13 protein-coding genes are annotated in these 13,609 nt (G+C 34.8%); 1 reads left to right on the top strand and 12 read right to left on the bottom strand.

What is annotated here, in order from left to right; all coding sequences use genetic code 11:
• Window positions 1–5: 5 nt before the first annotated feature.
• From rpsT to CAR_RS04715, 6 genes are all read right to left on the bottom strand, one after another.
• Window positions 6–260 carry a 30S ribosomal protein S20 gene (gene rpsT / locus CAR_RS04735; protein ID WP_041556214.1) on the bottom strand — a complete coding sequence of 85 codons (255 nt, stop codon included), beginning with the start codon at window positions 258–260 and terminating at the stop codon, window positions 6–8.
• Between the two features lie 132 nt (window positions 261–392).
• The gene (gene holA / locus CAR_RS04730; RefSeq protein ID WP_083806880.1) at window positions 393–1,256 is read right to left on the bottom strand and encodes a DNA polymerase III subunit delta; all 864 of its coding nucleotides are present in this window, start codon (window positions 1,254–1,256) and stop codon (window positions 393–395) included.
• On the bottom strand, window positions 1,180–1,452 hold the full coding sequence (locus tag CAR_RS13410; RefSeq protein ID WP_013710572.1) for a hypothetical protein: 273 nt from the start codon (window positions 1,450–1,452) through the stop codon (window positions 1,180–1,182). Before CAR_RS13410 ends, holA begins: the two co-directional genes overlap by 77 nt.
• Before the next feature lie 72 nt (window positions 1,453–1,524).
• On the bottom strand, window positions 1,525–3,873 hold the full coding sequence (locus CAR_RS04725) for a DNA internalization-related competence protein ComEC/Rec2 (protein ID WP_148229385.1): 2,349 nt from the start codon (window positions 3,871–3,873) through the stop codon (window positions 1,525–1,527).
• Complete coding sequence (locus CAR_RS04720; RefSeq protein ID WP_013710570.1) at window positions 3,874–4,392, bottom strand: ComE operon protein 2; 519 nt, start codon at window positions 4,390–4,392, stop codon at window positions 3,874–3,876. It lies immediately after the preceding gene.
• Between the two features lie 101 nt (window positions 4,393–4,493).
• Window positions 4,494–5,201 carry a helix-hairpin-helix domain-containing protein gene (locus CAR_RS04715; protein WP_041556212.1) on the bottom strand — a complete coding sequence of 236 codons (708 nt, stop codon included), beginning with the start codon at window positions 5,199–5,201 and terminating at the stop codon, window positions 4,494–4,496.
• A 152-nt stretch (window positions 5,202–5,353) separates the two neighbouring features.
• Between CAR_RS04715 and CAR_RS04710 the strand changes: the two genes are divergently transcribed.
• The gene (locus tag CAR_RS04710) at window positions 5,354–6,100 is read left to right on the top strand and encodes a tryptophan-rich sensory protein (protein WP_013710568.1); all 747 of its coding nucleotides are present in this window, start codon (window positions 5,354–5,356) and stop codon (window positions 6,098–6,100) included.
• Between the two features lie 80 nt (window positions 6,101–6,180).
• Here CAR_RS04710 and CAR_RS04705 read toward each other — a convergent pair whose 3' ends face one another.
• The 6 genes from CAR_RS04705 to CAR_RS04680 form a co-directional block, all read right to left on the bottom strand.
• Window positions 6,181–7,224, bottom strand: coding sequence for a SepM family pheromone-processing serine protease (locus tag CAR_RS04705; RefSeq protein WP_041556210.1), 1,044 nt, complete (start codon window positions 7,222–7,224; stop codon window positions 6,181–6,183).
• Between the two features lie 47 nt (window positions 7,225–7,271).
• Window positions 7,272–7,763: a pantetheine-phosphate adenylyltransferase gene (coaD, locus tag CAR_RS04700; protein WP_013710566.1), complete on the bottom strand. Its 492-nt coding sequence runs from the start codon at window positions 7,761–7,763 to the stop codon at window positions 7,272–7,274.
• The gene (gene rsmD / locus CAR_RS04695; RefSeq protein ID WP_013710565.1) at window positions 7,756–8,328 is read right to left on the bottom strand and encodes a 16S rRNA (guanine(966)-N(2))-methyltransferase RsmD; all 573 of its coding nucleotides are present in this window, start codon (window positions 8,326–8,328) and stop codon (window positions 7,756–7,758) included. The genes coaD and rsmD overlap by 8 nt, the downstream gene beginning before the upstream one ends.
• A 108-nt stretch (window positions 8,329–8,436) precedes the next feature.
• The gene (locus CAR_RS04690; RefSeq protein WP_013710564.1) at window positions 8,437–8,748 is read right to left on the bottom strand and encodes a YlbG family protein; all 312 of its coding nucleotides are present in this window, start codon (window positions 8,746–8,748) and stop codon (window positions 8,437–8,439) included.
• A gap of 68 nt (window positions 8,749–8,816) precedes the next feature.
• Window positions 8,817–10,007 (bottom strand): CAP-associated domain-containing protein, encoded by a 1,191-nt coding sequence (locus CAR_RS04685; protein WP_041556209.1) that lies wholly within the window; start codon window positions 10,005–10,007, stop codon window positions 8,817–8,819.
• A 104-nt stretch (window positions 10,008–10,111) separates the two neighbouring features.
• Entirely contained in the window at window positions 10,112–13,543 is a 3,432-nt protein-coding gene (locus CAR_RS04680) for a pyruvate carboxylase (protein WP_041556207.1), read from the bottom strand.
• Between the last annotated feature and the right edge of the window lie 66 nt (window positions 13,544–13,609).

Genomic DNA, 13,609 nt, shown 5'->3' with positions numbered 1-13,609 from the left:
ACCTCTTATTTAGCTAATTTAGCAGTTAAACGAGATTTGTCACGGTTAGCTTTATTTTTATGAATCAATCCTTTAGATGCAGCCATGTCAATTGCTTTGATTGCTTCTTTAAGTAATTGTTCAGAATTTTCGTTACCTGCTTCAATAGATTGAGCATATTTTTTAATAGCAGTACGCATTGAACTTTTTTGAACGTTGTTTTGTACAGCTGATTTTTCAGAAGTACGAACACGTTTGATTGCAGATTCGATGTTTGGCATTTGATTCACCCCACTTTCAATTATTTACAACTTAAAATAGTCTATTCTAGTTGTTTCAACAAATTCAATTATACATAAAGACAAGCTTCAATGCAATAAAAATGTGTAAAGTTTTTTTACTTGATAGCTGGATTATTTTAAACGCTTGTATTGGTCTCTGTTCGTTGCCTTTTTTTGCGCATACTGCAGAACGAATAATTCAAATTGCATTTCTTTATCGCCTTTTCCTGTCTTCAATCGATACTCAGCATCAATCAATCCATTATACGCTTCGATCAGCGAATGCTCCTCAATTTTCCTCATTTGTTGAATAGCTAATTTCACACGATAGGGATGCGTTTTTAATTGTTTAGCAATATCCCCTTGCTGATAGCCTTTCTTTTCTAAAATTTTGACTTGGATCAGTAATCTAAATTGAGAGGTCATAATCGCATTTATTTTAATAGGGTCTTCTTTTTGTAGTAATAAATCTTGGTATAAATTAAGCGCTTGTCCTACGTCTTTTTTCAAAACGTATTCATTTAGCGCAAAAATATTTTGTTCTAACGACTTAGCCACTAATTCTTGAACCGCATCTAGTGTAATAAATTTAGTATCTTGGGCATAAATAAAAAGTTTAGGCAATTCTCCCATCGCTACAGATAATTTCGCATCTGTTAATTGAATAAATAATTCAAACGCTTCTGGGGAATAACGGTACTCTTCATTTGCAATAGTATCTTTAATGTATTTTCGCATATCTTTTTCTGATAATGCATTTACTTCTATTATGGTAGCTGTTTTTTTTAGTAACTTAGTTATTTTTTTCCGTTCATCTAATTTTTCATAAGGGGCAAAGAATACAAGTGTCGTTGATTCAGAAGGATGAGTTAAATAACTTTCTAACCATTTCACATCATGTTCTACCTTTAACTTTGTTTTATCTCCCGTTAAAAAGACCGGTCTGTCTACAAAAACGAGACGGCGATCGCCAAAAAAATGGAATTGATTCTGCATCCTCTAAAGCTGTTCCAATCGAAACATCTTCCATATCGTAAGCACCGTAGTTTAATTCCAGTTCTTCTGCACTAAGCAATGAATCCAACAGTGTTTTTCTAGCTACGCTTGCTAAATAGGACTCTGTTCCTAATACAATATAAACGGGAGCAATCGTGCCATTTTTTATTTTTGCTAATTCTGATACAAAATTCACTCTGTTCCACCACTTTCTTGTATTGCCTTAATGGTACAAAGCTTTAAATTATTTTGCAAGCCTATTTTCAATTTATTTTAAAATCGTTTGAAAGTCTTTTTCTACCCCTATGTGTAAATAATCAGCATAGGTATACCTAAAACTTCCTTGCAGATCTGTTCGGTAGACCATTGCATTTAATGAAGCCAAACGTTCTAGCACATCCTCATTTGGGTGATTGTAGCGATTGTTTAACCCACAAGATATCAAAGCTGTTTTTGGCTTAATTTTTTGAATAAACCTTTCACTAGTTGACGTTTGGCTTCCATGATGTGCTACTTTTAAAATATCCACTTTTAGATTGGGGTAAAGAGCTGTTACTTCGGCTTCCCCCGTCTCTTCTATGTCCCCTGTGAAAAGCCAATTAAACTGACCAATTTTCCCATACAATACAAGCGAATCGTTGTTTTCTCCTTCACCATTGTCTAAGGGCCACAAAACAGCTAAAGAAGGTCCAAAAAGTTGCTCTCGTGCTCGTTTAGCGCTAACTGCACGTAAAGCCACACCACTTTTTTCTAATGCTTCAGCTGCATCAAAAAATGATTGTTTTTTAGTTGTCCCTATTGGGAAAACAAGCTCTTTAATTTCGATACCTTGAGCTAGTTCAATTAATTCACCCATATGATCCTCGTCACCATGCGTAATCAACACTTGGTCTAATTGTGTTACGCCTAGAGACTTGATCACCGGGATTAACACACGGCTTGAAACAGTTGTCTGATTTTTTCTTATTTGCCATTCTTCTTTTTCAAATGCTAGTGCTCCGCCCGTGTCTATTAGGTAGACACCTCTTCCAAAAGGCTCTTTAATTAAAGTCGCATCTCCCTGGCCTACATCTAGTATCAAAACTTCTCCAAATGGACTGTATTTTTGATACTGAATAAAGACTATAAAAACAGTTATCAACAACATAAGAACTCGTTTCCGTTTCTTTTGCTGTTCTAATGCTATCAGAAACGTAATTAATACCATCGTCGTTACAATAAATAACATCAAAGGAACTTTTCCGGTAACAATCGTACCATATGGAAAAAGTCTGATTTTTAATACCAGCCATTCAATCATTCCCAACGAACATTCCGCTAAGTCTATAAGAAAGTGAAAAAATAGTGTTCCCGAAAAAATATAGGAACTAAAAAACAATAGAATCATCAAGGGCATAATGAACCAAGTAAATAATGGAACAAAAAGCAAATTAGCAAACATTCCAATCCACGAAAACTCAAAAAAATGGAAACTGAGAACCGGTATAGAAATAAGTGTTAAAACAAAAGAGATGTATAAGTTATTTATAATGCTATATTTTGATTGGTTAAACAACGATGTTGAAAATAAAATTAGTGCTAAACTGAGTAGATAACTCAATTGAAAACCAATAGAGAATACTTGATAAGGATCTATCCAAAGTCCGACAATCAACGTCCATGACCATGCGTCCAGGCCGGAAATAGGTTTACGAATCCGTAAACCTGTCTGACTGATCAAACTCATCACAACAGCTCTAAAAATACTGGTTCCCCAACCGGTCAAACTTCCGTATATAGGAAGAAAAATAAATAAAAGGATATACGTGTGCTCACGTGTCATCCCGCTTCTCCATAAGATGTACGTCAGCCCAGCTATTAAAAATTGGATATGTAAGCCTGAAATACTCAATAAATGGATGATTCCAATTTCTTTGTATCCATTCATTACTTGATCATCAATAGAACTAGTATCTGCGAATAATAAGGTTTTAATGTAACTCGACACAGTAACTGTTGTTTTACGTTCAACATGAACCAGGATATTTTGTCTGATATTTTTCAAGTTAAATAGATCCCAAAAAGCCTTATTCTCAGTTCCAGAGTGCGCCTTAATTGATGTTGCATCTAAAATCCAATGAATTTTGTTATGAGACAAATAACGCTGATAATCAAATTGATTTAAATTCCTATTTTTTTCAGGTTTCGTCAAAGATCCTGTCACTACAAACTCTGTTATTTTTTGTTGTTTCTCCCAATACTCTTTTTCTTCTTTAGTAGACAATCGAAAAAAAACAACAATTTTTTCAGAATGCTTTATCGTTTCTCCAGCTTGATTAACTGTACCGTAAAATTGCACTTGATCGCCATCGATTTTCAATTGATTGGGATCCATTTCAATCAAAAAATCTTTAGTGTCCATCGAAAGACTCGTTTGGTTGTTGTACTTTTCTACCCCTACAAAAAAAACTGTTATACTCATGAACAAAAAAGAATAAATGAGCCATTTCTTTCTACGTGTAAACAGCAATCGAATCAACCAAATCAAGAATATAAAAATACTCAACCAATTAGGGTTTAAAATAGCAGTAGCACACAATAAAGAAGAAATAGCTGGAAAAAGAACGTATCCCTTCACTTATTGGAATGGCATGCGTCCATTAAGTTGGCTTAAACTAGTTTGAGCATTCGTATTGAAATCTAGTTGTTGGAAAAAATCTTTTGGAAGCACTACTTTTTGACATTGAACGTGGGCTTGTTCAATCAATTTTAAAGCGTAATCATTATTATGATAATCCTCTAAATAATTTATTTTTGTAATTCCCGCTTGAATAATCATTTTCGTACACTGTAAACAGGGAAAATGAGTAACATAAATTTCTGCACCTTCAGTTTGCGCTCCAAATTTTGCACATTGAAGAATCGCATTCATCTCAGCATGGATCGTACGTAAACAATGACCGTCAACAATATAACAACCGTCATCTATACAATGTGCATCCCCACTTACCGAACCGTTGTAACCTCCTGCAATAATTCTTTTTTCCCTTACAATTGTAGCTCCAACAGTTAATCGAGCACATGTACTTCGTAAAGACAGCAACAAACTCTGAGACATAAAATATTGATCCCATGGTATACGTTCAGTCATATTCATCCTCCTACTCATTTGTTTGTTTAAGTTGTTAATGATCTTAAACATTTTCTCAAGTATACAAAAGCCCACAAAGACTTTCAACACTTCATTTTGTACTCACCTTATTCGCCATCGCCCACAGTAATGTTTCCTCGTAATGCCTCAAAAGTTTTTTCACCAATGCCGGACACATTTTTCAGGTCTTCAATTTTTTGAAATGAACCATTCTCTTTTCTATAGATCATGATTTGTTCTGCTTTTTTCTCCCCTATTCCAGACAATTGTTGGAGTTCAATTGAGTCTGCGAGGTTGATATTTATTTTTCCAGACGTTGCTTCTTCACTATCTTCTTGTGGAACTGTGATGACAGCTTCTTCTATTGGAGCGGCTGAAGTTTCTAGTTTTCCAGATTCTTCATCAACCGTTCCAATTTTTGGAATAAAAATCACCATTTGATCTGTTAACTTTAAAGATAAATTTACAGGGTTTTGATTAGCCTTGTCACTAAAACCACCAGCTAATTCAATAGCATCAATCAACCTCATATCGCTTGTCACTTCATATACCCCTGGCAGGTACACCTCACCCTTAACATCTACATAAATTATTTCTGGTTCGCTATCTGATTGTTTTTCAGCCTGAATTGATGTTACTGAATACAAGTTTTCACTTTCCAAATAACTCATCGCAGCTGAGGGTTCTTCTACAGTATCTGTACTTTTCAAAAATATCAAAACGATTCCAAGTATACTGAGTACTAGACAGCTAAGAATACCTATCTCAATAAATAAACGATTTTTTATTAGCCAGTCTTTGCTAGTCTTCAACATCCCCTATCACTCCTTTTCGAGTCCTTCTAAAAGGTAATATACGTAAAAAAACCTATTTCATTTAATCAGTCGCTTTAATTTATTTATTTTTTAGTTTGTAGTATGGTTAAGTTAAAGTAATCTTAAACATTACTAATTAAGGAGTGATAAAAATGACTATAGGAAAACAGTTTGTTCTATATTTAGCCTTTGTAATAATGATTGTTGTGAACGCTTTAGCCAATATTCTTCCAATAAATGGTTATCAAACTGGAGAACTTTCTGACATGTATGATGTATTTTTTACTCCAGCTGGTTTTATTTTTAGTATTTGGGGAGTCATCTATTTTGCACTATTATTATGGTTGTTAAGTTTTAGTTTTAAGAAACAGACGCTAAGTCCCGCCCAATTCTGGGGATTTTTACTAACTTGTTTGTTTAATACATCATGGATTTTAGTTTGGCATTTTCTCTTGGACGGAATTGCATTTATTGTTATTTTTTTACTGCTTCTCTCACTTGTATTTTTATACCAAGCTCAAAAGAAAGCTAATGATTCTAAATGGTACCTCCTTCCTATTTCACTTTACTTAGGTTGGATCATTGTTGCTACCATTACAAATTTCAGTTATTGGTTAGTTGCTAGTATCGGCATCGATGCAAGTCTACAAACAATAGTCACTTATGTACTCTTATCACTAGCGACTATTTTAGGTCTAGGGATTGCTTATTTTTTAAAAGATTGGGCTATTATCCTGGTCTTTATATGGGCAATGTACGGGATATTCACAAAGAACTTACCTGACCATCGCTCAATAGCTATTTTCACAGCCGGGTTAATGGTTATTCTTATAATTGGAAGTATCGTTTCATTCTTGATTAATCGAAAAACAACCGTAAAAAATCCTTATCACTTTTAAAGTCAATCCATAAAAAAAAGACCGAAGACAAGGTTTATGTCTTCGGATTTTTTATGGATTTCTTTATTACATAGAACGGTTTATAGATTTTTCAAATAATCGATGGCATCTTGAAATGTTTTTACAGGTACAATTTTCATATCGGTATCAATTTCTTTTGCTGCATCAAGTGCTTCTTGGTAATTAGATTTCATTTCAGGATAATTTTCTTGTATGACTGGATCAATCGTATCATCCGGAGCAAAAAAGATTGTCGCTCCTTCTTCGCTGGCTGCAACAACTTTCTTATCAATTCCGCCAATACGACCAATTGTGCCATCTGGTTGCATCGTTCCAGTACCAGCAATTTCATTCCCTTTTCGCAAATCCTCATCAATTAACTGCGTATAAATTTGTAAAGCAAACATAAAACCAGCAGATGGTCCTCCAATTTCTCCAGCATCGATAGATACTGGAATATCTGTTTCAATTGAAGTATTATCGACTAAAGAAATTCCTAGACCAGCTTTTTTAGTTTCTTCCATTTCCATTAATTTTCCAGAAATCGTTTGTTGTTCGCCATTTCGTTCATATGTTACTTCAATGACTTGACCAACTTTTTGTTGTTGAACGTATTCAATAAATTCAGCTGAACTATCAAAAGATTGTCCATCAAGTGAAAGAATGGTGTCTCCAATCTCTAACTTGCCTTCAAAGTCGGACCCTTCCAAAATGGACATAATATAAACGCCATTATACGTCAACTGATACTCTTCTCCAGCAGCCTCATAAGCTTGTTCGATTGCCGAATTGATTGAGCTAGTCATATAGTAATTCTGTAGGTTAGTATATTCTGCATCAGAAGTATTTGTGCCAAACAGTTCTTCTGTGGTAAGCCCTTCATGAAAAGGCAAATATTTCATAAAATACGTAAAAGGAGTCGCTCTTCGAACCGCAACGGTCGTTAACATAAAATGACCGTCTTCTGGATCTTTTTTGTTGTCAACTTCTACCAATTCGTTCAGCTGAACTGCCGAACCCGGTCCTTCTATATAATAAGGAATAGGGACAAAAATTCCTGCAAGAATAATTATGATCAGTGCAACAAGCAAACCCTTGCGACTCTTTTTTTCTTTAGCATTCATTCCAATCATCCTCTGCATACCTAAATTTACTAGCTAATTGAATTTATTTATTTTATTTTAGCATACTTTTTTTTAATAGCTTCATTAACTCCAACTGGAACGAGACTGGAAACATCGCCACCAAACATCGCCACTTCTTTAATTAAGCTTGAGCTTAAAAATCGGTACTTCTCATTTGACATTAAAAAAACAGTTTCAATATCTTTATGCTGAATTTTATTCATTGTTGCAATTGTAGATTCATACTCAAAATCAGCATTATTCCTTAATCCTCTTACTAAAGTGACTGCACCGATTTTTTTTGCTAGTTCAACTGTCAGTCCGCCACTATGCTCCGTAACCCTTACATTTTCAATATGTTCGATAGCCTGTTTAATAAATGTCATTTTTTCTTCTAGAGAGAATAAAGCATTTTTAGACGTATTAGTCGCAACAGCAATGACAACTTGATCAAATAATTTTGAGGTTCTTTCAACTGTATCGAGATGGCCATTAGTAAATGGATCGAAACTTCCAGGAAACAAAGCGATTTTAGTCATTTACCTTCCCCATTTCCTTAGTGTATTCATACATAACAATTTGGCTCGCCCCATAGAATTCTTTTCTAAAGACTTTTGCTGCACCAATAGTTTCATTTAATTCAGTCCGCTTATCCAGCTCACAAATTATAATGGCTTCGTCATTCAATAAATCAGAATCGACTATTTTTTCAATTTGTTTTTCAATCTCTTGCTTAGCATAAGGAGGGTCTAAGAATAAGAGGTCAAATTTTTTCTTCCCTCTTAATAAATCAATTGCTCGATTGGCGTCATTTCGATAAATCTCAAATTTTTCTAATTCCTTTGTTACGCTAATATTTTCTTTTATCGTTTTGATGGCTAGAGAATCTCGGTCAATTAATACGGCACTATCCATACCGCGGGAAACTGCTTCAATAGCTAATCCTCCACTTCCAGCGAATAAATCTAAACAATTTCCACCGTCAAAATAAGGTCCTATGATATTGAAGATAGATTCTTTTACTTTATCTGTTGTGGGTCTTGTATTGTTACCTGGGACAGCTTTTAATTTTCTGCCTCCATATTCTCCTGTAATGATACGCATACTTACAACTTCCTTTCAGTTTAACTTCACGTTTGAGAAACCCTTTTACACTATAAAATGCTAAATAAGCCGATGAATTTATGGTATCGACTTATTTAGCATTTATGATTAGAATACAGTCTCTCTAGACCCTTTTTCTTCTATTTGTTCTTTAGTAGCGTCTCTTTTTTCTTTTCCAAAAAAATCTTTAAAATCTAAATTAATAAACGGTCTATAGGATAACTCTACTTTTCGAACAAAATGTAAGTCAGCTAATTTTTTTTGCGTCATTTCTACGTCAGATTGATTGATGTACATCACAACATATTTCATTCGTCTAGAAGCATAATGAATCAACCCAAAACGCTTAAGTGTTTTAAAATGTCTTAAACTATAAACCCAAACAATGATTCCTTGTCTCTCATTTGTGGTTAATTCCATATCTTCCCTCCTTAATTTAGTAATTTCAACCGTATTGTTTCTTATTATTTAAAAAATGTCTTACTTATTTAATGGAGGATAAGCAACATATCATTAGCACGATAAAATAATCCTATTTCTGTCATACTAGCATCCATTAAGAAATTTCGTTCAATTTCAAGACTGAACCAATTGGTTGCAAGCCATGCGACATCTGTTTCTTGAATCGAATACAGCACTCGGACTTCATTTAACTCCAGCTCGGTTTCTTGTAAGGTACGCTCTATTTGCTCACTTGTTAATGTTTGATAGGGTTGATTTGTCTGTTCATCAATAGAGTCAGAGTTGTCATCCAAAATAAACGTTTCAATGGAAGAATTTTGATTCTTAATTGCATTGTCGGAGGTTTCCGTTTCTGAAAAACTACTTTCCTTATCGGCTTGACGATCTGCAATAATTTGTTCTCCTTGATTTGTAAAAATAGTTTCAGCTACTCCAGTTAAAGCATCACTCGGAGTTAGCGCAGAAAGTTCATATCGTTGTCGTAAGATATTTAATATCTCATACGCTTGTTTTTGATTAGCTTCGTTAATGGCATCTTGTCTTATTTCATCTACCTCAAAAGAGGGAATTAAGTGTTTTTTTGAACCATCATCATAAACTCCCAAACGAATCAGCGATGGTGAGTCTAGATAACGAACAGCAATAATTTGATTTGTTGAACGATCCATCATTAATACAGCAAATGTTTGGTTGTCAAAAGCAATTAAAGGGCGGTAGTTTAAATCACTTTCTGTTAATTCTAAGGTAAGTTGTTCCCCTTGATTCTCTACAGAATAAGTTGGATAAAAACTTGCCAATTGAAATACCTCAGTAATGGACATGCCAATTTTAAATGGAGCTACATCTAATTCAGACCCCAATACAAATAAGTCTGTGATTATGCCATTTTTTACTATTAACTGTGCATAATCTGTTTCATCTTTTCCAAATATCCAACTCTCTTCTTCATAAACAGTTGGATCGATTCGCTTTGGATTGCCAAATTTTTCGGTGAAATTTTCAATTTTTTGACCGACATAACTGCCTAAACCTGCAACCGGAAGCTTTTCAGGCTCTAAATCTGTTGTTTGATAATCAAAAGATTCAGATTGAATAATTTCACTTTCTTCTTTTGGCGTGATGATGTCTGCCGGATTTCTTGAAATGACTTCCGGCAACCAATAAGTAGCCAGAAGCATAATGAAAATCAGCGGCAAAGATCTTAAAAATGTCTTCACTCATTTAGCCTCCTCAATTTGGTAGCTAAATCATTTTAATTGAACCTTAGTGCTAGTTATCATCATTAAAATGAGTATTAATTTGTCCTTTAATCTATTCTGTTCTAGTTAGCTTTCACTTCAATTAGTAAATCTCCTGTTTCAATAACATCCTCATCTGCAACATAAATCTGATCAATTATACCTTCGACATTGGCTTTAATCGTTGTTTCCATTTTCATTGCTTCTGTGATAATAATAGGCTGGCCTTGAACTACACGATCACCCTTTTGTACCAATACTTCAAGTACAGATCCTGGCATAGTAGCTCCAATATGCTCTTTATTTGTAGGTTCTGCTTTTTTACGTACAGCTTTTGTACTTGTGATGCTGTAATCTTTTACAACTACTTCTCTTCCTTGACCGTTTAGATCAAAGTATAAAATACGCATCCCTTCAGAATTGGGTTCACCTATTTGATTTAATTTTATAATCAATGTTTTCCCTTTTTCAATCTGAACTTCGATAGATTCTCCAGTTCGCATACCATGGAAGAATGTCATCGTATCTAAAAGAGTTACTTCTCCAAAAGTTTCTAGATTATTACGGTAATCTAAAAATACTTGAGGGTACATAATGTAGCTAAGAACATCTTCTTGAGTAGGCTCTGCTTGAATTTTTTCAGCTAGCTCTTTTTTGACTTCGTTAAAATCAACTGGTGCTGCTAAGCTACCTGGGCGAACGGTAATTGGCTCTTTGCCTTTTAACACAATACGTTGAAGTTCTTTAGGGAAACCACCAGTCGGTTGTCCTAAATCCCCCATAAAGAAACTGATAACAGACTCAGGAAAATCGATATCCATTCCTTTTTCATATACATCTTCTTCAGATAATTTATTTTGTATCATAAATAAAGCCATATCTCCAACTACTTTTGATGAAGGTGTTACTTTTACAATGTCTCCAAACATTCGGTTAACTGTTGCATACATTACTTTGACTTCATCCCATTGCTCAGCTAATCCAATTGCTTTAGCTTGTTGTTGCAAATTGGTGTATTGTCCACCTGGCATCTCATGTTGATACACTTCGGTAGAAGGTGCGCTGATCCCTACTTCAAAGTCACTATAATGTGCACGAATATCTTCCCAATAATGATTAATTTGTTGCACGTTCTCAATAGTAATATCAGGAGCTCTATCTGCATTTAACAACGCATAATACAGACTGTTCATACTTGGTTGACTAGTCGCTCCACTCATTGCGCTCATAGCCACATCCACAATGTCCACACCAGCTTTTACAGCTGCAGCATAGGTAAAGATCCCATTACCGCTTGTATCGTGTGTATGCAAGTGAATTGGAACATTTACTGTTTCCTTTAATTCACTAATTAAGCGATAAGCAGCTTGCGGCATCAATATGCCAGACATATCTTTAACGGCAATAATGTGTGCACCTTGGTTTTCTAATTCTTTAGCCATATCTTTATAGTAGTCGACTGTATATTTATCTCTCTTCGGATCATTGATATCTCCAGTATAACAAATAGTTGCTTCTGCAATTTTACCAGCATCACGTACACTTTGAATGCTCTTTTCCATTTGTTGGATCCAGTTCAAACTATCAAAAATACGGAACACATCAATACCATTTTTAGCCGCTTGCTGAATAAATGCTTCAATAACATTATCCGGATAATTTTGATATCCTACAGCATTAGAGCCTCTAAATAACATCTGGAATAATGTATCTGGCATTTTTTTACGTAATTTCTCTAATCTTTCCCAAGGGTCTTCATTCAAAAAGCGATAAGCTACGTCAAATGTAGCTCCTCCCCACATTTCAGAAGAAAATAACTGTGGAATACCTTTTTGAGTTTCTTCAGCAATATTTAAGAAGTCTTGTGTTCTCACGCGAGTAGCTAATAAACTTTGGTGTGCATCTCTAAAAGTTGTATCTGTCAGCAACACTTCATTTTTATTTTTGATCCATTCTACCACAGCATCGGCACCACTATTGTCTAGGACATTTTTTGCACTTACATAGTCATTATCTAATGTTAGTAATTTTGCAGGCTTTCTTGCAGGTTCAAAGAATTTTTTCTCTCTTTGTTCAATGCCAGGAAATCCATTGACCGTAATGTTTCCGATATAATGCATCGTTTTATTTCCACGGTCTCTAACTTTTGAAAATTTAAACAATTCAGGTGTAGTATCAATGAACGTTGTTTTAGCTTCACCAGATAGAAAAACTGGATGTGAAATAACGTTTTGCATAAAGGGAATGTTAGTTTTTACTCCTCGTATACGAAACTCTTTTAACGAGCGAGCCATTTTTTGTACCGCCAACTCAAATGTTGTGGCATGGACACAAGCTTTAACCAACAATGAATCAAAGAAAGGTGTAACTACAGTTCCTTGGAATCCATTTCCTGCATCAAGACGAATACCAAATCCACCTGGAGAACGGTAAGTATTGATTTTACCTGTATCAGGCAAGAAATTATTCATTGGATCTTCAGTAGTGATACGGCATTGAATGGCAGCACCAATCAACGGAATATCTTTTTGTTGTGGAATCTGAATATCTTTGTGCAAATCTTTCCCTTGAGCAATTAGAATTTGAGCTTGAACAATATCTATACCAGTAATCATTTCAGTTATGGTATGTTCAACTTGTACACGAGGATTTACTTCGATAAAGTAAAAATTCTCGCCTTCTAATAAGAATTCAACTGTCCCAGCATTTACATAACCAACATGTTCCATCAATTGAACAGCAGATAGACACATTTCAGCTCTCAACTCTTCTGAAATAGACACACACGGTGCAACTTCTACAACTTTTTGGTGACGACGTTGAACAGAGCAATCTCTTTCATATAAATGAACGATATTTCCATGAGTATCCCCTAAAATTTGTACTTCGATGTGTTTTGGATCTTGGATATAACGCTCTACATAAATCTCGTCGCTACCAAATGCTGCTCTAGCTTCACTTTGTGCACGTTCAAAACTATCTTTTACATCTGCTTCGCTATTGGCTACACGCATTCCACGTCCGCCTCCACCAAGAGCAGCTTTAATAATAATTGGATATCCATATAGGTTTCCGAACTCTTTTACGCCTTCTAAATCCGCAACTGGACCATCTGATCCTGGAATAGACTGAATACCCGCCGCGATTGCAGCTTCTTTTGCTTTTATCTTATCTCCAAAAATATCTAAATGGTGTAGTTTAGGTCCAATAAAAATGATTCCTTCTTCTTCACAACGTCTAGCAAAATCAATATTTTCAGATAAAAAACCGTATCCCGGATGAATGGCATCTGCTTCCGAATCTTTAGCGATACGAATCAAGTCTTCAATATCTAAATAAGCATCGATAGGTTTTTTTCCTTTTCCTACTAAATAAGCTTCATCAGCTTTAAAACGATGAACAGATCCCTCGTCTTCTTGTGCATAAACAGCTACTGTTTCAATAGATAACTCTGTTAGAGCTCTAAAAATACGAATGGCTATTTCACCGCGATTTGCTACTAATACTTTTTTCATCATATCACTCCTAATCTTCGTATTCTTTTCTTCCTATCTAATAGGTAGGATGCAACTTATTTTTAA

Source organism: Carnobacterium sp. 17-4 (assembly GCF_000195575.1).
Classification (GTDB): Bacteria; Bacillota; Bacilli; order Lactobacillales; family Carnobacteriaceae; genus Carnobacterium_B.
Note: the sequence above shows the minus strand (reverse complement) of the source record. Positions and strands in the feature narration are given on the sequence as shown.

Excerpts from the sequence above, each read along its gene's own strand:
- CAR_RS04680 (WP_041556207.1), bottom strand. The coding sequence starts at position 13,543 with ATGAAAAAAGTATTAGTAGCAAATCGCGGTGAAATAGCCATTCGTATT.
- rpsT (WP_041556214.1), bottom strand. The coding sequence starts at position 260 with ATGCCAAACATCGAATCTGCAATCAAACGTGTTCGTACTTCTGAAAAA.
- holA (WP_083806880.1), bottom strand. The coding sequence starts at position 1,256 with ATGCAGAATCAATTCCATTTTTTTGGCGATCGCCGTCTCGTTTTTGTA.
- CAR_RS04690 (WP_013710564.1), bottom strand. The coding sequence starts at position 8,748 with ATGGAATTAACCACAAATGAGAGACAAGGAATCATTGTTTGGGTTTAT.
- CAR_RS04720 (WP_013710570.1), bottom strand. The coding sequence starts at position 4,392 with ATGAATATGACTGAACGTATACCATGGGATCAATATTTTATGTCTCAG.
- CAR_RS04715 (WP_041556212.1), bottom strand. The coding sequence starts at position 5,201 with ATGTTGAAGACTAGCAAAGACTGGCTAATAAAAAATCGTTTATTTATT.
- rsmD (WP_013710565.1), bottom strand. The coding sequence starts at position 8,328 with ATGCGTATCATTACAGGAGAATATGGAGGCAGAAAATTAAAAGCTGTC.
- coaD (WP_013710566.1), bottom strand. The coding sequence starts at position 7,763 with ATGACTAAAATCGCTTTGTTTCCTGGAAGTTTCGATCCATTTACTAAT.
- CAR_RS04705 (WP_041556210.1), bottom strand. The coding sequence starts at position 7,224 with ATGAATGCTAAAGAAAAAAAGAGTCGCAAGGGTTTGCTTGTTGCACTG.
- CAR_RS04710 (WP_013710568.1), top strand. The coding sequence starts at position 5,354 with ATGACTATAGGAAAACAGTTTGTTCTATATTTAGCCTTTGTAATAATG.